Here is a 20,818-nt window from a genome sequence, read left to right as displayed (position 1 = left end):
TTTAGACTTGTAGCTCGGTTTTAATAAAAGAATTTGAATAAAAAATCATGTTTGTATCATGTTGTAGAACAGATTCGGACTTCAGATCATTTTAAATGAAATATAATTACAAACTTAATTATTAACAGTACAAAATTAAGGTTAATTATGTATTTGTGTTTCTTGTTTGTGGGGTTATGTTTTTGGTCATGAGATTGTTGTGTGAAATTACTGTAAAATCCATCAATGGGTCTATATCGTTTGCAATAAAATGCATTTAATATTGAAAAAAATCATTAATGATAAAAGTCATGTAAATCATTAAGTGCAGGTATTGTAGAACATAGATGGTTAAATGAAGAATTGTTTCTTTAATATGAAAGTATTTATAAATTTGGAATCGAAAGACAAACAGGAAATGTTGTTTTGAATTCACGTACGCACATAATTAATTAAATGCAGCATTTGTTGCATTTCTAATCAAGTTTAGGGATATGATTAAAAATAGGAAATTACTAGTTAGAGATCTTACCTTAAGAGATGGACAACAATCGCTTTTTGCGACAAGAATGCCTCAGGCAGAAATTGAGAAGGTTCTTCATTTGTATAAAAAAGCGGGTTTTTATGCTTTGGAAGTATGGGGTGGTGCTGTTCCTGACTCGGTGATGCGTTATTTGAACGAGGATCCTTGGTACCGTCTTGAATCGATTAAAAAAGAGATTGGTGATGTTTCTAAACTGACTGCTTTGTCGCGTGGACGAAATTTGTTTGGTTACAGTCCTTATCCTGAGTCGGTGATTGAAAAGTTCAATACACAATCAGTTAAATCAGGTCTGGGGATCATGCGTATTTTCGATTGTCTTAACGATATCGAGAACATGAAATCAACCATTAAGTATGTGAAAGCTGCTGGTGGTATTGCCGATTGTGCGGTTTGTTATACGGTGGATTCAAAATTCCCTGAGAAAAAAGAAGATCGTGACCGATTGACTGTAAAGAATCTACCTGATCAGATTTTTGATCTTGAGTATTTCGTAAATCTGGCAAAGAAATTAGAGGCTATGGGTGCCGATATGATTTCTTTAAAGGATATGGCAGGTTTGGCTTCACCTTCGCGTGCCGGTCAGATTATTCGCCGATTCAAAGAGGAGTTAACTGTTCCTGTTGACTTTCATTCTCATTCAACCCCGGGTTATGGGTTGGCTTCAGCTCTTACAGCGATAATTAATGGTGTTGATATTATCGATACAAACATCATGAACTTTGCTGGTGGTTCTGCGGCTCCTGCCTACGAGTTGATCTATCTTTTCTGTCAGAAATTGGGCATTGAATTGGATGGAGATGCTAAAACGGTTGTTGAGATTAATAAAATACTAAAAGAAATTCGTTTGGGTGCTTTGGCTGAAGTTGATAGCTACAAGCAATTCCCTATCGAATTTGATATAACTAAAGATAAGCTACCTGCTGATATCGATCAATTATTCGATGATGCAATTAAGTATGCTAATGAAGATAAAGAAGATGAGCTTTTAGCAGCTTGTCATGCTATCGAAAAATATTTTAATTTCCCGGCTCCTAACGAAATGGTTAAGAAAGCCGAGATTCCTGGCGGTATGTATACCAACATGCTGAACCAGTTGAAAGCTTTAGGTTTGGAAACCCTGCTCGAGAGAGTGTTGGAAGTTGTACCAGTGGTGCGCCTGGATGCAGGTTGTCCGCCATTGGTAACTCCTTCTTCTCAAATCATTGGGGTACAGGCTGTAAATTGTGTGATCGATGAGAATTCCGGTCGTCAGTTTTACACCAATGTTTCCAACCAATTTTTCAGTCTTGTAAAGGGCGAATACGGTACAACACCTATCGAGATTGCTCCTGAATTCCGTGAAAAAATTACAGGTAAGGCTGAGAAAGAAGATTATGACGTGAGCAAATATCAGTCTCCTGAGAACCCCATTTTATCCCAATATGGCGATGTGAAATTGGCTACGGACGATAAAGAGTTCATGTTATTGGAATTATTCCCACTGGTAGCAAAAGGCTATTTGGAAGGTAAGCGTAAGGCTGAATTTGAGGCGAAGCGTGAGGCTAACAGAAAGGCAATTGCTGCTGAAAGATCAAAAATCAAACGTACCCGCAAGCTTAAAATTCGTGACTTGACCTTGCGTGATGGTCAGCAGTCTTTATTTGCAACCCGTGTACCTCAGCATGAGATTGAGAAAGTATTGCCTTATTATAAAGCAGCTAATTTCTATGCCATGGAAGTTTGGGGTGGTGCCATTCCAGATTCCGTAATGCGTTACCTCAATGAGGATCCATGGTATCGTCTGGAATCAATTAAGAAAGAGATTGGAGACGTTTCTTATCTGACTGCTCTTTCTCGTGGTCGTAACCTGTTTGGATATAGCCCATATCCGGAATCGGTAATTGAAGGTTTCAATAAAAATGCAGTAAAAAGTGGTTTGGGTATTATGCGTATTTTCGATTGTCTGAATGACGTTAATAATATGGAAACCACCATTAAATATATTAAGGAAGCAGGCGGTATTGCTGACTGTGCTGTGTGTTATACGGTTGATCCGAAATTCACACGTAAGCAGCGCATTAAAGCCATGTTTTCGGGTAAAAAGTTGCCTAAGAAGATTTTTGATGTTGATTACTTCATAAATAAAGCGAAGCAGATGGAAGCTTTGGGTGCTGATATGATTTCTGTAAAGGATATGGCGGGATTGATTCCTCCATCACTTTCAGGAAAAATTGTGAAGCGTCTGAAGAACGAGGTAAAGGTGCCTATCGATTTCCATACGCATTGTACACCGGGTTATGGTCTGGGAGCTGTATTGATGGCTATTGTAAATGGTGTTGATATTGTTGATACTAATATTTTAAACTTTGCTGGCGGACCTGCAGCTCCTGCTTTCGAGATCATTCAGATTTTTGCTGATAAGCTTGGCTTGGATACTGGTGTTGATTTGGATGCTGTTGTGAAGATTAATGCAGAATTGAAAGGTATTCGTGAGCGAATTGCTGAATTTGATTCTTACAAAATGTTCCCTCGAGAGTTCGATATCACTGCAGATTATTTACCTGCTGATATCGATGCGCTTTTCGAGAAGGCAATTGTATTGGCTAAGGCTGATAAGGAGGCCGAGCTACTTGAGGTTTGTAATGCCATTGATGCCTGGTTCAATTTCCCTGCACCCAATGAAGCGGTTAAAGATGCTGAGATTCCAGGTGGAATGTACACCAATATGTTGGCTCAGTTGAAAGGATTGGGTCTTGAAGACTTATTGCCAACCGTACTTAAGAAAGTGCCTGAGGTTCGTGTGGCAGCAGGTTGTCCTCCTTTGGTTACACCATCGTCACAAATTATCGGGGTTCAGGCTGTTAACTACGTTTTGGATGTGAATAGCGGCAAAGCACCTTATACCAATGTGAACAATCAGTTCTTCAATTTGGTGAAAGGGGAGTATGGCGAAACGCCAATCGATATCGATCCGGAATTCCGTCAGAAAATCTGTGGTCAGCGTGAAGCAACGTCGTATGACGTAAGTAAATATAAAGCACCTGAAAACTTTGTATTGGAAGAGTTTGGTGGTGTGAAGTTGGCTCAGACTGAGAAGGAAATGTTGTTGTTGGAATTATTCCCAACAGTAGCCTTGCCTTATCTTAAGAATCTTAGAGCTGAAGCTTTCTATAACGAACAGGCTGAGATTGAAGAACAGAAGCAAAAAGAAGCGGCTGAGCGTCGTGCTGCCTTTGATGGTATGTCAGCAGAAGAGAAGGAAGAGAAAGTTTTGAAAGGACTGTATAACTTCGAATGGTTGACCGCTCAGGAAAAAACAGAGATTGAGCAACCCGAATGGAAAGTGTCAAAACTTGATCAAAAAACCATTGATATGCTGAATCGTGAAAAGCCTAAAAGTAAACTTAAAGGGGAATAATCTCTTTGTAGTTTTACTCCAGATAAAAGCTCCACCCAAACTGGGTGGAGCTTTTTGTTTATCTTCTGAAAAGTATAACTGAGTTCTTGGTTTACCAGCTTAAAAAAAGCGAGGTCCAAAAAGCCAACGGAACAACCGTATTCCAAATGACATCTTCTCTGTGTCTGGCTCTTTCCAATCGGCGACATTCTGCTTGATACCTCAATTCATTGATTCTTTCCTGTTCCTGATAGCGTAATAATTCTTTTTCTTTATAGATATTATCCAGATAATACTCAGCTTCATAATTTTTATCTGGTCTTGCTTTTCTTACACTGATGAGATCTTTTTCTGCATCATCCAGATAGTTTAAATGATAAAGAGCCATGCCTCTTTGTAATTTGACCTCATTCAAGTAGGGTTGTTTTTTTAAGACGTGATCAAAATCCCGGACAGCAAGCTTGTAATTTTTAAGTTGCATATAGGCATAACCTCGGTCTTGAAAGATTCTGGCATAATAGGGCATGATTATAATCGCCGTATCTAATTGAGCAATCGCTTCTTGATACTTGCCCTCCAAAATCAACATTCTACCCTTGTCGTGGTAATTTTTATAGCGCTCTACATTCTGAGCCTCAACAGAGGCAAAGCTGAGTACACTAAGAGCCAGTAAAGTGATGAGTTTATTCATGATGTTCTTTTTATTTCAATTTGCATATTGTGTTTTCATTGCACCAAACAGCAAGTATTGTGCTAGTGTAGATCGATATAAGGCTCTTTTGTTTATTAATCCTCACATCTTCACATTATCAAATCACCACATCAAGGTATTAATTTTTTAGTTTACTCTTAAATGCTTTTCTGAACTTATCACGTTTGGGTTTTATTACAAAACTACAGTAGGGTTGTGTTTTATTCAGGTTATAATAATCCTGGTGATAATTTTCTGCCTTATAGAATTCTGTAGCAGGAGAAATTTCTGTGACAATTGGATCGTCCCAAGCTCCTGATTTATCAAGGGTATTTAAAAGATCTTCAGCAATTTGTTTTTGGCTATCACTGTGATAGAAAATAACGGAACGGTATTGGGTTCCAACATCAGCCCCTTGTCTGTTTAGAGTTGTTGGATTGTGAATTTGCCAAAAAACTTCGAGAAGTTCTTCAAAACCAATAACATTGGGATCAAATGTTATCTGACAAACCTCAGCATGCCCTGTCTCTCCTGTACAAACATCTTTATAGCTCGGGTTGCGTGTTTCTCCTCCCATATAGCCCGATTCAACTTCAATAACACCCTGTAATTCTTCAAAAATTGTTTCGACACACCAAAAGCAACCCGCTCCTAGTGTAGCTATTTCAGTATTCTTTTTTTCCATTCCTGATTGTGTGTTGGCCTGACTAAATATAGAGATTAACAGGCCTATTATTACTAGTTTAAGTTTCATTTTTTTTCAGTTTTTGAAGTTCTCAGTTGAAATAAAAACTCTTATTTGAAATCATTCTAAAGGTACGAACTTAGGGATGAAAATAAAATAAAAAGATGTTAATGTCTGGTTAATTATCAGGATTGATTTGATGAATTCTACTTAAGTATTTTCATTATTCATAGGATTATAAAAGGATATTTTTATTTAGTTTTAAGCATGCAAAATAAGGATATCAAAATTGTAGGAATCGTATTATCCGGCGGTAAAAGCAGGAGGATGGGGCAGGAAAAAGGCTTGGTGAAGTACAAAGGCAAAGCTTTGATCGAGTATGCCATTGATAGTTTGAGACCACTTTGTCATGACTTGGTAATCAGCACTGCTAATGACGCTTATTCCTATCTTGATTTACCTATGATTGCCGATGAAATTCCTGATTGTGGACCGATTGGCGGAATCAGTACTTGTATGAAGGCTATTGAGGCAGATGTCTATCTTGTTATTTCATGCGATACCCCTCATATACCTACCGAATTGTTCACTGATTTATTGAATCAATTGAAGGGCAATGCTATTGTTCCCATAGACGAATCAGGCCGTAAGCAACCTTTAGCTGCGGCCTACGCTTCATCAGCATCAGATTTCTTCCATAAAGCGCTTGAATCCAGGAGTTTGAAAATGATGCATCTCCTTTCAAGTATGGGGGCACTCTATTTTAAGCCATCTTCAGATCTTGATTATTACGCTTCAAAAATCTTCTCAAACTACAACAGTATGGGTGATATTTCAGACTCTAAAGTATGAATATAATTCTATTTATTAACGATCTAAATAGATCTGTACATTGCTAATTTCAAGGTGATTGATGTTTTTTGTTCTTTAGAACTGATCTAAAATATTATCTGTGATTTTAAAACATTTTTTCCATTGGTCTTTTTATATATGTTTACATACATAAATGTAAGTTTCTAGATGTGTTGATGTGTGTAGGTTTTGAGCTTGAAGCCTTATTAGCTAAAGATTTCAAAATTTATTTAAGCCAAATTTTTATCACCTGCAGGATGCTTGTATTTGAAATAGATAAATAAGAAGACCTAAATTCTATGGATATTTCCATACGACCTAAATATGAAAATTAGTATCATATGAATAGCAGAAGACAATTTTTAAAAATTAGTTCTTTAAGCGCTGCCGGATTAATCTTTGGAGGAAGCCTTTTAGATGCTTTCGCCAGCAATCTGGTTAAAACCAATCCATCCCATTTTAAGGGACCCTTCGATTTTACACGCACCCCTACCTACTGTGAAGTATGTTTTTGGAAGTGTGCCGGTTGGGTTTATAAGGATGAGAATGGTCGCATAAAGAAGATCATTGGTAACAATGATGATCCGAACTGTAATGGACGTTTTTGTCCTCGTGGTACCGGCGGTGTTGGTATGTACAACGATGAGGATAGATTAAAGACGCCTTTGATTCGAACAGAAGAAAGAGGAAAGCAAACGTTTCGTGAAGCTACATGGGATGAAGCTTTTGATTACATCGCTAAAAAACTGACTAAAGTTAAGGATGAATATGGTCCGGAATCATTAGCTCTTTTTTCTCACGGTTCAGGAGGGAAGTATTTTGGCAAAGTATTAAAGGGCTTAGGCTCAAATAATATTGCAGCCCCATCCTATGCACAATGCAGAGGTCCCCGCGAGGTTGCTTTTATTGCAACTTACGGACAAGGTGTTAACTCGCCCGAGAATACAGATATTCGCGACACCAAGTGTTTGGTTCTAATTGGTTCTCATATTGGTGAGAATATGCACAATGGTCAGGTTCAGGAAATGTCTGATGCGATTGACAAAGGAGCTACCATCATTACTGTAGATCCCCGTTTTTCAACCGCAGCAAGTAAATCAAAATTTTGGTTACCGATTAAACCATCAACGGATATTGCGTTGCTTTTGACTTGGATGAATGTAATCATCAATGAAGAACTTTACGATAAAGACTACGTTCAGCGTTATTGCTATGGATTTGAACAACTAAAACAGCATGTCCAACAGTATACCCCTGAATGGGCTTATGGTGTAACAACCCTGAAGCCGCAACAAATAAGAGAAACGGCACGGGCTATGGCTGATGCTGCTCCTGCTGTAATTGTTCATCCAGGACGTCATGTTACCTGGTATGGAGATGATACGCAGCGAATAAGAGCTGTCGCTATTTTGAATGCCTTATTGGGTTCTTGGGGAAGACGTGGTGGCTTTTACAATCCTGAAAAAGCATCTGTTCCACATTATAAACTACCCAAGTTTCCAAAACCAAATAAATCCTGGCGCGAGGCTTTAGGAGGGAAGTATAATCTTGCTGACTTGGCACTGGCTTCAGGTCTTTGCGATGCCTCTATGCCAACACCTGAATTGGGGCATCAAATTAAAGCCTGGATTGTAAATGGGACTAATTTAATTAACACTTTACCTGATCAAGCCAATACACTTAAAGCGATTCAGGCACTTGATCTTATTGCGGTGGTGGATACCATGCCGATGGAGATTACAGGTTATGCAGATGTGGTTTTACCGGAGTGCACTTACTTGGAGCGCTATGATTCTTTAAGAGTATCACAAGGTAGAGAGCCAAGTATTGCGCTTAGAATGCCTGCGGTTGAGCCTAAATATAATACGAAGCCAGCTTATTGGATGGCAAGAGAATTGGCTAAGAAACTAGATTTATTGGACTATTTCCCATTTGAAAATCTGGAAGATGAAATAGATTGGGAATTACAGCAGGTAGGGACTTCATTGGAAGAAATGCAACGAATTGGTGTTAAGCGTATCAAACGTGAAGTTGATGACCTGTATTTTGCTAAGGATGAAGATGTAGAATTCAACACCAATACTGGTAAAATTGAGCTTTATTCTACGGCACTTGCTGATGAAGGTTTTGAGCCAATGCCTGTATTTGTTCAGCATCCTGAACCACAGGAAGGTTACTACCGTTTAATCTATGGACGTGCACCTATGCACACCTTTAGCCGTACGGCCAACAATCCTAACCTGACAGACTTGATGGATGAGAATACCGTTTGGGTTAATCCTAAAGTTGCTAAGGAGTGGGGATTGAAAAATGATCAATATGTCTATCTGGAAAATCAAGATGGCATTATTTCCGATTTCTCAATTAAGGTAAGAGTTACAGAACGTATCCGATTCGACTCTGTTTACATGGTTCATGGATTTGGACATGCAGACAAGCGAATGAAACGTTGTTTTGGTAAAGGTGCCAGTGATACGCAGCTTATCACCAATGTGATGACGGATCCAATTATGGGTGGAACCGGAATGAGAGGAAATTTTGTAACATTTAGATTTGATAATAAAAAGGAGGCCTAAACTATGAGATATGCAATGGCTATCGATACCAAAAAGTGTGTGGGCTGCAGCGACTGTGTAGTGGCTTGTCAAACCGAGAATGATGTGCCGATTGGTTACTGTCGGGATTGGGTCGTAGAGGTGATGGATGGTACTTATCCGCAGCTTGAAATGGAAATTCGTTCAGAGCGATGCAATCACTGTAAGAATTCCCCATGTGTGCGTTGTTGCCCCACAGGTGCCAGTCATTATAACGAAGGCGGCATTGTTCTGGTTGAAAAAGACAAATGTATAGGTTGTAGCGCTTGTATTACATCCTGTCCTTACGATGCGCGTTTTGTTCATCCTGAAGGCTATGTTGATAAGTGTACATTTTGCTTACATCGTGTTAAAAAAGGGATGAAACCGGCTTGTGTTTCTGTTTGCCCAACTAAGTGTATGTATTTTGGTGATTTGGATGATCCCAGATCTGAGGTTTCTATGATTCTTAAAAAGAGAAAATGGAAGACTTTAATTCCTGAAGCAGGAACCAATCCTCAATTATACTTTTTAATCTAACCTAAATAACGATTTAATATCATGCGTGAAGAAATAATTGTTAGTGGTAGAAACAATCTGCTTATCGATCCTCAGCTTCAGATTTGGCATTGGGAGATTCCCTTGTATCTGTTTTTAGGAGGACTGGCAGCCGGAGTCTTGTTTTTTGCTGCTTTATATACCATCAGAAACAGAGAAGATGATTACCGAACTGCAGTAAAGATTGCTCCTTTTGTAACACCTGTTGCTCTTATTGTTGGTCTGCTTGCTCTGTTATTAGACCTGCATCATAAGTTATATTTTTGGCAACTTTACACAACGATTAAGTTGGAATCACCTATGTCGTGGGGAGCTTGGACCCTTATGCTGGTTACCCCTTTGTCAATCTTGTGGTGTGCTTTACATATCAAAGAACTTTTCCCAAGGTGGGATTGGAAATTTGATATTATAAAAGATGTGTTGGCTTTTTTCGAGAAGAACAAAAAAGTTTTGGCTTGGGTCATGTTGGTTTCATCTGGTATCCTGGGTATTTATACGGGAATCCTGTTCTCGGCCTTCAATGCTCGTCCTCTTTGGAATACATCAATATTAGGCCCACTATTCTTGGCTTCCGGTTTGTCTGCGGGATCCGCTATTACCATTTGGTTGTCGAAAAACCATGCAGAAAGAAAGCGTTTTGCCCAACTTGATTTGATGATTATTGGCATTGAACTGTTTTTAATCATTCACATGTTTATGGGATTTATGGCGAGTTCACAGGTGCAAATTGAGGCAGCAAATTTGTTCTTAGGTGGTGTTTATACGGCTCCATTCTGGATTTTTGTAGTAATCCTTGGTATGATTGTTCCAGCTATTCTTGAGATTTTAGAATTGCGGAAGTTTAAAATTCCGGTGGCCATTCCAGTTGTTTTGGTCTTATTCGGAAGTTTAATGCTGCGTTTTGTAATCGCCTATGCAGGTCAAGCCAGTCGTTGGTTATACTAATTTAAGACTAAGAAAAGAAGAGTTTATAATCTTGTCTCGTCTACCGGGATAGTAAAATATAAATCATATGAACGAAGTAAAGAAAACGAAATATCTGAACCCATATATTGGTGGTATCCTATTGGGTTTGGTTTTGTTGTCAGCCAATTTTATCTCGGGTAGAGGATTGGGTGCCAGCGGAGCATTAAAATCAGTGGTTGTGAGCACGGCCAATACAGTTGCACCTAGTCATACTGAGAATGCGACTTTTTATAAAGACTACAACGCAAGTCATAAAAGCCCAATGAAATCGTGGTTGGTGTTTGAAGTGCTAGGCGTTTTGGTTGGTGGATTTTTATCGGGAACTTTTGCCAAGCGGTTAAAATTTAAAGTGGAGCATTCTCCCAAAATTTCGTCTAAAAGAAGGTTGATTTTTGCCGTTATTGGTGGTGTTTTATTCGGATTTGGTTCCCAGTTAGGTCGGGGGTGTACTTCCGGTTCTGCATTGAGCGGAATGGCTGTCTTATCCTTGGGAGGATTTATCACAATGGCTTTTATTTTCGGAACGGCATTCGCTTTGGCTTATTTCTTCCGTAAAAACTGGATTTAAAAATTAGTTTCTAAGAATTAACTTATAAGATTGAAAAGTTAGATTCTGAAATCAAAATAAAAAAATATTATGGGACCATTAATAGTAAATGAATTAATTTCTCCCGAAACCAATTTGTTCTTAGCCTTTTTAATAGGTATTGGTTTTGGATTTGTGTTAGAGTCGAGTGGTTTTTCATCCAGCAGAAAATTGGCGGGGATGTTTTATGGCTACGATACAACCGTATTAAAAGTGTTTTTCACGGCTGCCATCACAGCTTTGTTAGGCATGTTATTTTTTAGCCTGTTTGGATGGATTGATTTGAGTCTGGTTTATATTAATCCAACTTATTTACATTCTGCCATTGTTGGGGGAATTATTATGGGAGCTGGTTTTATCATGGGTGGTTTTTGTCCGGGGACTGCAGTTTGTGCCGTTTCGATAGGAAAACTGGATGCATTAGCATTTATTGGAGGATTATTATTAGGAATTATCTTCTTTACTGAAGGTTACCCTATGTTTGAAGAGCTTTATAAGGCTGAGTTTATGGGAACTCCAACCATTAATGAATTTTTAGGATTATCTCGTGGGTTATTTTCTTTTGGTTTAATTGCTGCAGCATTTGGTATGTTTTGGGTTGGCGAATGGGCTGAGAAAAAATTTCCAAGAGAAGAGTATTAAATCAATTAGGAATTACGATTTTGGAATAAATTCTTGATTCGTAATTTAAAATTTGTAATTCTACAATCATGAATATAAGATTAAAATTAGCCGCAGTATTTTTACCCTTGGGATTAATCATTGCAGCTGTACCTGAAAATACGACAAAGGCTTATAAACTGACGGCTGAAGAGTTGCTTGTGGAAGCACAGGAAGGTGCACAGTTTATGAGTACCGATGAAATTGCTGATAGGGTAATACAGAAAGACCCATCGTTTCAGCTGATTGATGTGAGAGCTCAGAATGAATTTGAGAAGTTTCATTTACCCAATGCCATCAATATTCCTATCTCTGAGATTTTATCTGAAGACTGGGCTGATGTTTTGGATCAGGATGTGAAGATGAATGTTTTTTATTCAAATGGAAGTTTAAAAGCGAATGAGGCTTGGATGATTACTCGTCAATTGGGCTTTGAAAATAATTATGTAATGCAGGGTGGTTTGAACTATTGGGTTGAAACCATTATGAACCCAACAGCTCCGGCATCAACCAGTCCGGATGATGAAATAGCAAAATACGATTTCCGTAAAGGAGCAGGTATGGCTCTTGGCGGAGGTGGTAGTGTTAGCACTACAGACAATAAAGTGTTGAGTTCATCTAAACCTGTTGTTAAGAGAAGAAAGAAGAAAAAACGTGCTGCGGGAGGATGTTAATCTTTTTGGCACCATCAAGTATAAAAAAAAGTGCTCACCGATTGGTAAGCACTTTTTTTGTTTTTAGCTTTAGCAAGCTTATTTCTTAGCTTCTTTTTTACAACAAGCTTTTGTGCAATCAGCCTTACAAGCTGTTTTTGCTTCTTTAGTACAACACGCTTTTTTGTCTGCTTTAGAGCATTCTTTTTTAACAGTTTTAGTACAACACGCTTTTTTGTCCGCTTTAGTACATTCTTTTTTTGCAGCTTTAGTGCAACATGCTTTTGTGCAATCAGCTTTGCACTCTTTTTTGTCAGCTTTTGTACAGCAAGCCTTCTTCTCAGCTTTTTTACAACATGCTTTCTTATCAGTTTTTTTAGTGTCTTTTTTCTGATCTTGTTGTTGAGTTAGAGTGATATCTGAGTCAGAACTCGTAATTTGGTTAGCTGCAACACTTACTAAACTCATTGAGAAAACAAACAGAAGTCCGAATACTAATTTTTTCATAATTATTAATTTAAAATAGTTTATAAAATTCAATTCCAGTTCAAAATTGTATGCTAAAGATAATAAAAAGATATACGAGTCCTCTGTTAACGAATTGTTAATGGACTCAACTTTTAATAAATAAAGGCTATTTTTGAATCATAATTCGGTTGATTAAAAGAGTTTTAACCTGATTGGAGGTTTTGACCCTCAGTGTGAATAGGAATCTGTTTATCATCTTTTTTATCGTTTAAATTCCGAATAAATTTGAAATTTTAACAGAATGAAAGTGGGCTTGTTTCACTCTTTTTTAAAGAATACATATGAATCGATATAAATCTCAAATATTTATAGGCGTCTCTATTTTAGTTTTGATCATTCTATTGATGATACAAGTTCAATGGATTAATCAGGCCAGAAGATTGAATGAAGAACAGTTCAGGCATGTTGTAGGACTTGCTCTTCATGAATCGGTAAGTGAATTCATGAAGGATCAGCAGTCGTGTTATGAGATGAGTGAGTGTATGAAAAAGCTCAAATCCAAGTCGGATAGTGCCAGGTTAAAGTCTGAAATAAAACGCCTGAATACGATAATCGATAATAAGTTTAAACAGCATCAGATTGAATCGAGCTATACAATAGAAGTTTTATCCAAAGCTGATAAGCAACCTCATAGTCGATGTTTTTATTACAGCATGCAAAAGGCTTTGAGTGATGATAAAGCCATGTTGAATGTCTATTTTGATAAACGTGAAAGAAACTTGCTTGATCGTATGGGTACCATGTTTATGGCATCTTTGATCGCGATTATCATTTTATTTACGCTTTTTGGAATCACGGTTTTATCCTTAATGAGAGATAAGAAGATTTTGGGTAGAACCACAGATCTTATCAATAATATTGCTCACGAATTTAAAACACCCATGGCGAGTATTGCACTGGCATGTGGCATGCTTAAACGTGAGAAGGTTTTATCACAACCGGAAAATGTAGCGCATTATTCTGATATTATACACACTGAGAATAATCGATTACGATCACAGGTCGAGCAATTGCTCAAATTGGCCTGTATAGAAAGGGGCGAATTGAAGCTCAATACCAATGAAGTGTCTATTCACAATTTACTTACTGAATGTGCTGTTTGTCTTGATATTCAATTGAAAGAAAAGCAAGGGCAAATCGAATACGATTTGAAAGCCGATCATGATTGTGTGAATGTGGATAAAGATCTGCTTCAGGATGTGTTCAAGAATTTGATAGACAATGCTATCAAGTATTCAGATGGTCATCCGCAAATAAAAATTTGTACTGAAAATAAAAATGACCAGCTTCTGGTTTCAATCAGTGACAAAGGCATTGGTATGACAAGGGAGGTACAGAAGCATATTTTTGATCGTTATTACAGAGCGCAGACTGGTGATGTTCATAATGTAAAAGGATTTGGAATCGGTTTATCCTATTCGAAAATGATTATTGACGCGCATAAAGGATGCATTAAAGTTTGGAGTAAAAAGAATATTGGTAGTACATTTACTGTTATATTACCATTAAGCTAAATTTTATGAGTACGATAAAAATTCCCAATATCCTTCTGGTAGAAGACGATCCCAGCTTAGGCTCATTAATGAAAGATTTTCTTGGCATGGAAGGTTTTACTGTAACGCTGGCACGTGACGGCGTTGAGGGCTTATCGACCTTTATGTCTAATACATTTGATCTCTGCCTTTTGGATGTGATGATGCCTCTGATGGATGGTTTTACATTGGCGCGTAAGATTCGAAAAAAGAACGACAATATTCCGATTATCTTTTTAACTGCAAAATCCTTAAAGGAAGATAAGTTGAATGGTTTTGATTTAGGTGGTGACGATTACATTACGAAACCTTTTGATGAAGATGAATTGGTTAGGCGAATTCATGCCGTACTTAAGCGTTCGTTTAAGCCTGTTGTTGAGGAAGAATGCAAATGTAAAATTGGGAAGTTTGAATTTGACCATTCAAATCTTGAGCTCACCTACAAGGGCGAGACGACTCGTATTACCAAAAAAGAGGCTGATGTTTTGATTATGCTTTGCAATAATCGAAATTCATTGGTTAAGCGTGAAGATATTCTGGTGAAGGTTTGGGGTGAGAATGATTATTTTATGGGTCGAAGCCTTGATGTGTTTATCACGAAATTACGAAAGCATCTAAAACCGGATCCGGCCATTAAGATTGAAAATGTGCATGGGGTTGGTTTTATTTTGAGTGATGGTACCAAATAGGCTTTTTTGAAAAGATTTAGGGTATTTGATGTTTTTTGAAAACGAAAAAATAAATTCGATCTGCATATAGATAAAAGCGATCCCAATTATTGTGTTGCTAAATTTCAATATCCTTTCTAAAATTGTAATTTTGGGGAGGATTTTAAATATGATAAAATGAGTATTTCAAAGAATATAGAGCAGGTTTTAAAAAGCATCCCGGAAAGAGTTAAGCTTATTGCGGTATCAAAGACTAAACCGAAAGAGGATATTGTAGAGGCTTACGAAGGGGGATACCGGATTTTTGGCGAGAATAAGCCTCAGGAGTTAAAACAAAAATTTGAAGATCTTCCTAAAGATATTGAATGGCATTTTATTGGACATCTACAGACCAATAAGGTTAAATATATTGCAGAATTTGTTCATCTTATTCATGCTGTAGATAGTCTGAAACTTCTAAAGGAGATCAATAAGCAGGCTCTGAAACACAATCGTGTTATCAATTGTTTATTGCAATTTCATATCGCCATGGAGGAGAGTAAATTTGGATATGCTTTAGATGAAGCCAGAGAAATGTTGAATTCAGAGGAGTTTAAAAATCTTGAGGGCATCAATATTGTTGGTGTAATGGGGATGGCAACGTTTACCGATGACCAGGATCAGGTGCGTTCGGAATTTAAACAACTGAAAACCAATTTTGAAATACTAAAAACGGAGTTTTTCAAAGATAAGGCTGATTTTAAAGAAATATCCATGGGAATGTCCGGTGATTACGAATTGGCCATTGAAGAGGGCAGTACGATGGTACGAGTAGGAAGCTCAATTTTCGGTGCCAGATAAGTTTTGTGGTGTAAACCTGTTAATCTTAAAGGATCTTAATTCTTGTTTGATATAGGATTAAGTCCGTTTAAATGATAATTGATTCCTTGAATTAATTATATTTGTTTCAATCAAAAAAAATAAAGAATACTAGCATGATAAATCTTGAAACCACCTATATGGGATTGACTTTAAAAAATCCCATTGTAGTTAGCAGTTCTGGTTTAACCAACTCTGTTCGTAAAATTAAAATATTGGAAGAAAAAGGTGCTGGCGCTGTTGTTTTGAAATCTCTGTTTGAAGAGCAAATCACCAATGAAGCGTCGCATTTAATTTCTTCAGATCCTAAAAATACGGCCTATCCTGAGGCTGAAGATTATATTGTTAATTATGTGAAAGGGAATTCAATTTCGAACTATCTGGAACTGATTCGTGAAGCCAAAAAGGCTGTTTCGATTCCTGTAATTGCTAGTATCAACTGTGTGTCAGCCAAAGATTGGACATCCTTTGCAAAAGAGATTGAGAAGGCTGGTGCTGATGCTATCGAGTTGAATGTATTTATTGTACCCAACGATAAAAACAAATCTTCAGAGGCGTATGAAAAGTTGTATTTCGATGTTTTCTCAGCAGTAAAAAAGCAGGTGACTATTCCGATTGCAATGAAATTGGGGATCTATTTTACCAATATGATGGCTGTTGCTAACCGTTTGAATGGAGATGGTGCAGATGCTTTAGTTTTGTTCAACCGCTTTTACGAGCCGGATATTGATATCGACAAGATGGAAATGACTACAGCTGAAGTGTTGAGTTCTCCTGCTGATATCCGTAAATCATTGCGTTTTGTTGGAATGATCAGCGATAAAATTCGTGGTATCGACATTTCGGCATCTACCGGTATTCACGATGGTAAAGCGGCAATTAAGCAGTTGTTAGCAGGTGCTCAAACAGTTCAGGTTTGCTCTACGATTTACGAAAATGGTTTTGACAGAGTGTCTGATATCATCACTGATATTACCAAGTGGATGCAAGAGAAGGAATATAAAACAGTTGACGAATTTAGAGGTAAATTGAGTTATGGCAGTGTTGAGGATTCAGCAATGTATGAAAGAGCTCAGTTTATGAAATATTTTTCAAATTCTAAAAAAGAGGTTCTGCAATAGAACGTCTTGCTATCATACTATAGTCCGAATTAGTGTTCGGACTTTTTTTATGCTTTATTGTTATTTGCTTAATTTTTACTCTTGCAGATTGAGAAAAAATCCTTACATTTGCGGCGAATTCGTGCGTAATCTCTGGCATCAAGACAGTTATATGTTTATATTGCGTTCGTGAATCTAAAAAAAATCAATACGATGGATTTAATTAAAGTTGCTGAGCAAGCATTTGCTACAGGCGTTGAGATTCCTGCTTTCGGAGCAGGTGACACTATTAGTGTTTCTTACAAAATTAAAGAGGGTAACAAAGAAAGAATTCAAATCTTTAGAGGTGTAGTTATCCAAATTAAAGGTACTGGTACAACCAAAACTTTTACTATTCGTAAAATGTCTGGTAACGTTGGAGTTGAAAGAATTATTCCAATGAGTTCTCCATTCATCGATAAGATTGAAGTGAACAAAAGAGGTCGTGTTCGTAGAGCTAGAATTTTCTACTTACGTGCTCTTACTGGTAAAAAAGCTAGAATTAAAGAAAGAAGATTCTAATCAGCTTTTAAGAATATTGAAAAAAGCCTTCCATTTGGAAGGCTTTTTTTATATCTAAAGGTTTCTTATTGGATTGAAGTCTTCATTGAATTAGATCTGGTTGAATTTTTCAATGGCAACTTTGCCCATCTTTTTACCGATTTCATAATCTGTAATAAGGGTTTCGTAGTCTTGAGTGAATCGGGTGGTCTTGAAATGTTCCGGAGGACATATTTCTATTATTTCGACGCCCTCAGGCGGATTTTTCATGAAATCGATAGATTGATTGTAAACTTTGTAACGATTCTTGATGGCTTCCAGAAGTCCCTTGTGTTTGCCAAATATCAGGTTGGCTAGTTTGAATTCAAAACCGTTCTGCATGCGGTACGATTCGGGTCTCGAACGCAGCACCATAATACGAGTAGCGCCTTTTTCATAGGCTCGTTCAACAGGAATAGGGGCTGCAACACCGCCATCAGAAACAATCTGTCCATCTACTTTAAGAAAATTACGATAGAAGAGCGGAATCGTGCACGAGGCTTTGAGGTAATGGCTTAGGTTTTCTGCATTTGGATTTAGAAAGAAGGCTTCTCCACTTTCATTTTTTGTAAAACCAATTTCAAAATCAATATCTTTTTCAAACAGCAAGTCTGTGTTGATGGGAAGTTCCTTTTCGGTAACCTGCCAGAGCCAATCGAGATCGATAAAATGTTTTCCCTTTATAAAGTTTTTAAGACTAATGTATCCGGGATGGAGCGAGTAGTTGGTATAAACTTCAAAGTTACGTCCTTTGTGATCTGCCAGATAGGCTGCTGCATTAATTGAACCTGCCGAAACGCCGATAATTATATCGAATGGATTAAATTGATCTTCAAGGAATTGGTCCATGATTCCAGCTGAGAATATGCCTCTCATGGCACCTCCTTCGACAACTAAAGCAGTTTTTGCTGGCATAACATAGTTTTTATTGACCGAGTTCGGTTCGGATAAGGTTTTCAATTTTCAGGGTTAAATCCTCAGGCGTGTAGGCAGAAGGTTCAATTGGTTCCAATACGGTGTAGGTTCCTTTCTCACCAAAAGAGAGTGGAAATTTACCATTTTTTTCGATTTTATAGTTGCCATCAACCACAAAAGGGACAACTAGAGCATTGGGAGCTTCTTCCAATAAAGTTGCCAGTCCGCCCGACTTAAATTGTTTCAGTTTACCTGTTCTGCTTCGTGTTCCTTCTGCAAAGATACACGCACAATAATTATTATCAGCAATTAATTTTCCAAGCTTTCGGATTTCTGCCAAAGCCTGTGTTCTGTTCTTGCGATTGATTAGGGCAGCTCCTGAATGACGCAGGTTGTAGGAGATACTGGGTAAATTTTTAGCCAGTTCGATTTTTGAAATAAACTTGGGATGGTGTTTTCTGAACATCCAAACAATGGGAGGGATATCGTAGGTTCCCTGATGGTTTGATACAACAATAATGGGGCGATCTGTTGGTAGATCAACTCTATTATTGAATTTTACTCTGAAGCCGATAAGGATGACCAATCGCATCAGGATATAATTCAGGATATCAACAGAAACCTTATGGGCTTTATAGCCGAATAGGGTTCTGCAAATCACTTGTATGGGATGAAAAACCACTAAAGCCAGGATGAATGAAAAATAGAAAAGTGGGGTGCTTATATATGACAGTAACTTTTTCATCAATAAGAAATATTTTATGCGATTTAATTAATGTATCTGTTGCGATTCGTTTTATCAAGCTTAAGTTCTATCGAATCCTTAAATTTTAAACTGCACAAAATTAAAAAACGATAGTTGATTTTCAACTATCGTTTGTAAATATCGGAATAATACTTTCGATATAAGAATTTACTTTTCTATAAGTCAGCTTATTTCAGTTCGAAACGCACCATGATCTGGCATTCAAGTTTGATTTTTTCGAATTCAATCTGAGGAGCCTCATCTGCCATTTCCAGACTTGACACACCTCTTATCATCATTCTTTTAGCTTGCGGACGAGCTTGATAGGTACTGTAAGAACTTTCATTGATGTAAATGGCCTTGCCAATTTCCTGATCAAGTGCAGCCGTTAAAGTCTTTGCTTTTGTTTTGGCAGATTTAATGGCTTTCACTTTTAATTCAAGCTTAAGATCTTCTATCTTGGAATGTTCAACTTTCTGAATATTAATATTCGAAATTCCAATTTCTTCCAAAGAACGATATAGCATCGAAAGGGTCTTTGTATCATGAACAATAACCTGATAGACTTTCGATTTCATGATATCTTTTTTCTTAAGAAAGTAGGTTTGGAAATTACTTGTGAAATCAACAACTGAAACTTGTTTTTCGATATCAAGACCAATTTTTGTTAAGGTGTTCAGCATTTCTTTTTCCAGCTTGTCGACACTCTCTTTATTCTTGGTATCTCTTTCACTCAAATTAATGTTCAGATAGATTTGGTCAGGCACAACCTCAATTTTAGCTTTTCCGTTAACCTCGATATAATTTTGGTCGATAAAATTTTTCGTTCCGGCTTGAGCGAACGAAAACTGTGTCATCATAAGGGCAAAGCCCAATAGAATAAGTTGTCTCATACTAATATGTTTTTAGTTAATTACTTTTTATGATTCCGATAATCTTGAATGGTTGCGTTAAGTTAACACCTTTTCACAAATTATTATTTACTCGATAAAGATGATAACAAAGCAATTTTAATGCCAATTCGTTTCCAAATGAAAAATGTCTATGAAGGTGTAATAAAAAAGCCACCCTTAGGGATGGCTTAAAGTCTATTAATTTTGTAGTAGGATCAGAATGTTGAAAATCCAATTCCTAAAGCTTGCTTTATACTGAAACGGTTCTGAAATGCTTAAGTGCTTCGGTATATTCAGTATTTATCAGTTTATCTGTAATGAAATCGTTTTGGAAATTGTCGTAAAAACTTCCTAAATTAAAGTCAGATACGACATTACCACCTAGAAAAGGAATAAAGTTTTTCACATGAGCAGTGGCATACTTACCGCCATTAGGACCGGGAGAAGTGCTTAGTAATAAGATATCTTTTTTTCCAAAGATATTTTGATTGATACGTGACAGCCAATCCAGCGTGTTTTTGAACAAGGCCGTAATGGATCCGTTATGTTCCGGTATGGCTATCAGGTAAGCATCGTAGCTCTGAAGTTCGGTGAATAAGCTCTGAATTTCCTCTGGAATGCCATCTCGTTCTTCAATATCAATACTATAAATTGGAATGTTTGGGTTTAAGTCTATTAATGTGGTATTGTTCTGATCAATCTGATTTAATGCATTGATTAATAGTTTTCTGTTAATTGAGTTAGAACTGCTACTGGTTGAGATTCCTGCAATTTTTTTCATCTGTATTATTTTATTTTAAAAGATTTAACAAATAGGAGAGTCAGTTCGTAAACCGTATATGGTTTATCCGGCTGATACCTCTCTTTCTTACTAATA

General features: G+C 37.3%; 20 protein-coding genes. 13 read left to right on the top strand and 7 right to left on the bottom strand.

Going from position 1 to position 20,818, the window contains the following annotated elements; genetic code table 11:
- Nucleotides 1-473: 473 nt before the first annotated feature.
- On the top strand, nucleotides 474-3,920 hold the full coding sequence (locus tag EV201_RS16480) for a hypothetical protein (protein WP_207224374.1): 3,447 nt from the start codon (nucleotides 474-476) through the stop codon (nucleotides 3,918-3,920).
- A 91-nt stretch (nucleotides 3,921-4,011) separates the two neighbouring features.
- On the opposite strand, the gene EV201_RS03985 is transcribed toward EV201_RS16480, so the two are convergent.
- Nucleotides 4,012-4,590, bottom strand: a complete 579-nt coding sequence (locus tag EV201_RS03985; RefSeq protein WP_130306101.1) for a tetratricopeptide repeat protein — start codon at nucleotides 4,588-4,590, stop codon at nucleotides 4,012-4,014.
- 139 nt (nucleotides 4,591-4,729) lie between these two features.
- Complete coding sequence (msrA, locus tag EV201_RS03980) at nucleotides 4,730-5,344, bottom strand: peptide-methionine (S)-S-oxide reductase MsrA (protein ID WP_130306100.1); 615 nt, start codon at nucleotides 5,342-5,344, stop codon at nucleotides 4,730-4,732.
- A gap of 198 nt (nucleotides 5,345-5,542) precedes the next feature.
- On the opposite strand from msrA, the gene EV201_RS03975 reads away from it, so the two are divergent.
- The 7 genes from EV201_RS03975 to EV201_RS03945 all read left to right on the top strand — a co-directional run bounded on the left by EV201_RS03975 (nucleotide 5,543) and on the right by EV201_RS03945 (nucleotide 12,144).
- Nucleotides 5,543-6,127 (top strand): molybdenum cofactor guanylyltransferase, encoded by a 585-nt coding sequence (locus EV201_RS03975; protein WP_130306099.1) that lies wholly within the window; start codon nucleotides 5,543-5,545, stop codon nucleotides 6,125-6,127.
- Nucleotides 6,128-6,468: 341 nt separating this feature from the next.
- A complete protein-coding gene (locus tag EV201_RS03970; protein WP_130306098.1) occupies nucleotides 6,469-8,703 on the top strand; it encodes a molybdopterin-containing oxidoreductase family protein in 2,235 nt (744 codons plus the stop codon).
- A 3-nt stretch (nucleotides 8,704-8,706) separates the two neighbouring features.
- On the top strand, nucleotides 8,707-9,240 hold the full coding sequence (locus EV201_RS03965) for a 4Fe-4S dicluster domain-containing protein (protein WP_130306097.1): 534 nt from the start codon (nucleotides 8,707-8,709) through the stop codon (nucleotides 9,238-9,240).
- Between the two features lie 21 nt (nucleotides 9,241-9,261).
- Nucleotides 9,262-10,203, top strand: a complete 942-nt coding sequence (gene nrfD / locus EV201_RS03960) for an NrfD/PsrC family molybdoenzyme membrane anchor subunit (protein WP_130306096.1) — start codon at nucleotides 9,262-9,264, stop codon at nucleotides 10,201-10,203.
- Nucleotides 10,204-10,270: 67 nt separating this feature from the next.
- Nucleotides 10,271-10,792 (top strand): YeeE/YedE thiosulfate transporter family protein, encoded by a 522-nt coding sequence (locus tag EV201_RS03955; protein ID WP_130306095.1) that lies wholly within the window; start codon nucleotides 10,271-10,273, stop codon nucleotides 10,790-10,792.
- A gap of 69 nt (nucleotides 10,793-10,861) precedes the next feature.
- On the top strand, nucleotides 10,862-11,452 hold the full coding sequence (locus tag EV201_RS03950; RefSeq protein WP_130306094.1) for a YeeE/YedE thiosulfate transporter family protein: 591 nt from the start codon (nucleotides 10,862-10,864) through the stop codon (nucleotides 11,450-11,452).
- Between the two features lie 68 nt (nucleotides 11,453-11,520).
- Nucleotides 11,521-12,144 carry a rhodanese-like domain-containing protein gene (locus tag EV201_RS03945; RefSeq protein WP_130306093.1) on the top strand — a complete coding sequence of 208 codons (624 nt, stop codon included), beginning with the start codon at nucleotides 11,521-11,523 and terminating at the stop codon, nucleotides 12,142-12,144.
- Nucleotides 12,145-12,222: 78 nt separating this feature from the next.
- Here EV201_RS03945 and EV201_RS03940 read toward each other — a convergent pair whose 3' ends face one another.
- Nucleotides 12,223-12,630: a hypothetical protein gene (locus tag EV201_RS03940; protein WP_130306092.1), complete on the bottom strand. Its 408-nt coding sequence runs from the start codon at nucleotides 12,628-12,630 to the stop codon at nucleotides 12,223-12,225.
- 302 nt (nucleotides 12,631-12,932) lie between these two features.
- Here EV201_RS03940 and EV201_RS03935 point away from each other — a divergent pair, with 302 nt between their 5' ends.
- The 5 genes from EV201_RS03935 to rplS all read left to right on the top strand — a co-directional run bounded on the left by EV201_RS03935 (nucleotide 12,933) and on the right by rplS (nucleotide 17,370).
- The gene (locus EV201_RS03935) at nucleotides 12,933-14,165 is read left to right on the top strand and encodes a sensor histidine kinase (RefSeq protein ID WP_130306091.1); all 1,233 of its coding nucleotides are present in this window, start codon (nucleotides 12,933-12,935) and stop codon (nucleotides 14,163-14,165) included.
- Between the two features lie 5 nt (nucleotides 14,166-14,170).
- Nucleotides 14,171-14,872: a response regulator transcription factor gene (locus EV201_RS03930; RefSeq protein ID WP_207224373.1), complete on the top strand. Its 702-nt coding sequence runs from the start codon at nucleotides 14,171-14,173 to the stop codon at nucleotides 14,870-14,872.
- A 156-nt stretch (nucleotides 14,873-15,028) separates the two neighbouring features.
- Nucleotides 15,029-15,691: a YggS family pyridoxal phosphate-dependent enzyme gene (locus EV201_RS03925; protein WP_130306090.1), complete on the top strand. Its 663-nt coding sequence runs from the start codon at nucleotides 15,029-15,031 to the stop codon at nucleotides 15,689-15,691.
- 134 nt (nucleotides 15,692-15,825) lie between these two features.
- Nucleotides 15,826-16,830: a dihydroorotate dehydrogenase-like protein gene (locus tag EV201_RS03920; protein WP_130306089.1), complete on the top strand. Its 1,005-nt coding sequence runs from the start codon at nucleotides 15,826-15,828 to the stop codon at nucleotides 16,828-16,830.
- Nucleotides 16,831-17,022: 192 nt separating this feature from the next.
- Nucleotides 17,023-17,370 (top strand): 50S ribosomal protein L19, encoded by a 348-nt coding sequence (gene rplS, locus EV201_RS03915; protein WP_130306088.1) that lies wholly within the window; start codon nucleotides 17,023-17,025, stop codon nucleotides 17,368-17,370.
- A 90-nt stretch (nucleotides 17,371-17,460) separates the two neighbouring features.
- Here the strand turns inward: rplS and EV201_RS03910 are convergent, their stop codons facing one another.
- The 4 genes from EV201_RS03910 to EV201_RS03895 all read right to left on the bottom strand — a co-directional run bounded on the left by EV201_RS03910 (nucleotide 17,461) and on the right by EV201_RS03895 (nucleotide 20,722).
- The gene (locus EV201_RS03910) at nucleotides 17,461-18,303 is read right to left on the bottom strand and encodes a patatin-like phospholipase family protein (RefSeq protein ID WP_130306087.1); all 843 of its coding nucleotides are present in this window, start codon (nucleotides 18,301-18,303) and stop codon (nucleotides 17,461-17,463) included.
- A gap of 10 nt (nucleotides 18,304-18,313) precedes the next feature.
- Nucleotides 18,314-19,048 (bottom strand): lysophospholipid acyltransferase family protein, encoded by a 735-nt coding sequence (locus EV201_RS03905; protein WP_130306086.1) that lies wholly within the window; start codon nucleotides 19,046-19,048, stop codon nucleotides 18,314-18,316.
- 188 nt (nucleotides 19,049-19,236) lie between these two features.
- Nucleotides 19,237-19,941: an SIMPL domain-containing protein gene (locus EV201_RS03900; RefSeq protein ID WP_130306085.1), complete on the bottom strand. Its 705-nt coding sequence runs from the start codon at nucleotides 19,939-19,941 to the stop codon at nucleotides 19,237-19,239.
- A 250-nt stretch (nucleotides 19,942-20,191) separates the two neighbouring features.
- On the bottom strand, nucleotides 20,192-20,722 hold the full coding sequence (locus EV201_RS03895; protein ID WP_130306084.1) for an NADPH-dependent FMN reductase: 531 nt from the start codon (nucleotides 20,720-20,722) through the stop codon (nucleotides 20,192-20,194).
- Between the last annotated feature and the right edge of the window lie 96 nt (nucleotides 20,723-20,818).

Origin of the sequence: Ancylomarina subtilis (genome assembly GCF_004217115.1) — a bacterium.
Taxonomy (GTDB): domain Bacteria; phylum Bacteroidota; class Bacteroidia; order Bacteroidales; family Marinifilaceae; genus Ancylomarina; species Ancylomarina subtilis.
The sequence above is the reverse complement of the archived record's forward strand: the minus strand, read 5'-3'. Positions and strand labels throughout refer to the sequence as shown.

What these genes read in the sequence shown, in the direction of transcription:
- EV201_RS16480 (WP_207224374.1), top strand. Translation starts at nt 474, where the DNA reads ATGATTAAAAATAGGAAATTACTAGTTAGAGATCTTACCTTAAGAGAT.
- EV201_RS03985 (WP_130306101.1), bottom strand. Translation starts at nt 4,590, where the DNA reads ATGAATAAACTCATCACTTTACTGGCTCTTAGTGTACTCAGCTTTGCC.
- msrA (WP_130306100.1), bottom strand. Translation starts at nt 5,344, where the DNA reads ATGAAACTTAAACTAGTAATAATAGGCCTGTTAATCTCTATATTTAGT.
- EV201_RS03975 (WP_130306099.1), top strand. Translation starts at nt 5,543, where the DNA reads ATGCAAAATAAGGATATCAAAATTGTAGGAATCGTATTATCCGGCGGT.
- EV201_RS03970 (WP_130306098.1), top strand. Translation starts at nt 6,469, where the DNA reads ATGAATAGCAGAAGACAATTTTTAAAAATTAGTTCTTTAAGCGCTGCC.
- EV201_RS03965 (WP_130306097.1), top strand. Translation starts at nt 8,707, where the DNA reads ATGAGATATGCAATGGCTATCGATACCAAAAAGTGTGTGGGCTGCAGC.
- nrfD (WP_130306096.1), top strand. Translation starts at nt 9,262, where the DNA reads ATGCGTGAAGAAATAATTGTTAGTGGTAGAAACAATCTGCTTATCGAT.
- EV201_RS03955 (WP_130306095.1), top strand. Translation starts at nt 10,271, where the DNA reads ATGAACGAAGTAAAGAAAACGAAATATCTGAACCCATATATTGGTGGT.
- EV201_RS03950 (WP_130306094.1), top strand. Translation starts at nt 10,862, where the DNA reads ATGGGACCATTAATAGTAAATGAATTAATTTCTCCCGAAACCAATTTG.
- EV201_RS03945 (WP_130306093.1), top strand. Translation starts at nt 11,521, where the DNA reads ATGAATATAAGATTAAAATTAGCCGCAGTATTTTTACCCTTGGGATTA.
- EV201_RS03940 (WP_130306092.1), bottom strand. Translation starts at nt 12,630, where the DNA reads ATGAAAAAATTAGTATTCGGACTTCTGTTTGTTTTCTCAATGAGTTTA.
- EV201_RS03935 (WP_130306091.1), top strand. Translation starts at nt 12,933, where the DNA reads ATGAATCGATATAAATCTCAAATATTTATAGGCGTCTCTATTTTAGTT.
- EV201_RS03930 (WP_207224373.1), top strand. Translation starts at nt 14,171, where the DNA reads ATGAGTACGATAAAAATTCCCAATATCCTTCTGGTAGAAGACGATCCC.
- EV201_RS03925 (WP_130306090.1), top strand. Translation starts at nt 15,029, where the DNA reads ATGAGTATTTCAAAGAATATAGAGCAGGTTTTAAAAAGCATCCCGGAA.
- EV201_RS03920 (WP_130306089.1), top strand. Translation starts at nt 15,826, where the DNA reads ATGATAAATCTTGAAACCACCTATATGGGATTGACTTTAAAAAATCCC.
- rplS (WP_130306088.1), top strand. Translation starts at nt 17,023, where the DNA reads ATGGATTTAATTAAAGTTGCTGAGCAAGCATTTGCTACAGGCGTTGAG.
- EV201_RS03910 (WP_130306087.1), bottom strand. Translation starts at nt 18,303, where the DNA reads ATGCCAGCAAAAACTGCTTTAGTTGTCGAAGGAGGTGCCATGAGAGGC.
- EV201_RS03905 (WP_130306086.1), bottom strand. Translation starts at nt 19,048, where the DNA reads ATGAAAAAGTTACTGTCATATATAAGCACCCCACTTTTCTATTTTTCA.
- EV201_RS03900 (WP_130306085.1), bottom strand. Translation starts at nt 19,941, where the DNA reads ATGAGACAACTTATTCTATTGGGCTTTGCCCTTATGATGACACAGTTT.
- EV201_RS03895 (WP_130306084.1), bottom strand. Translation starts at nt 20,722, where the DNA reads ATGAAAAAAATTGCAGGAATCTCAACCAGTAGCAGTTCTAACTCAATT.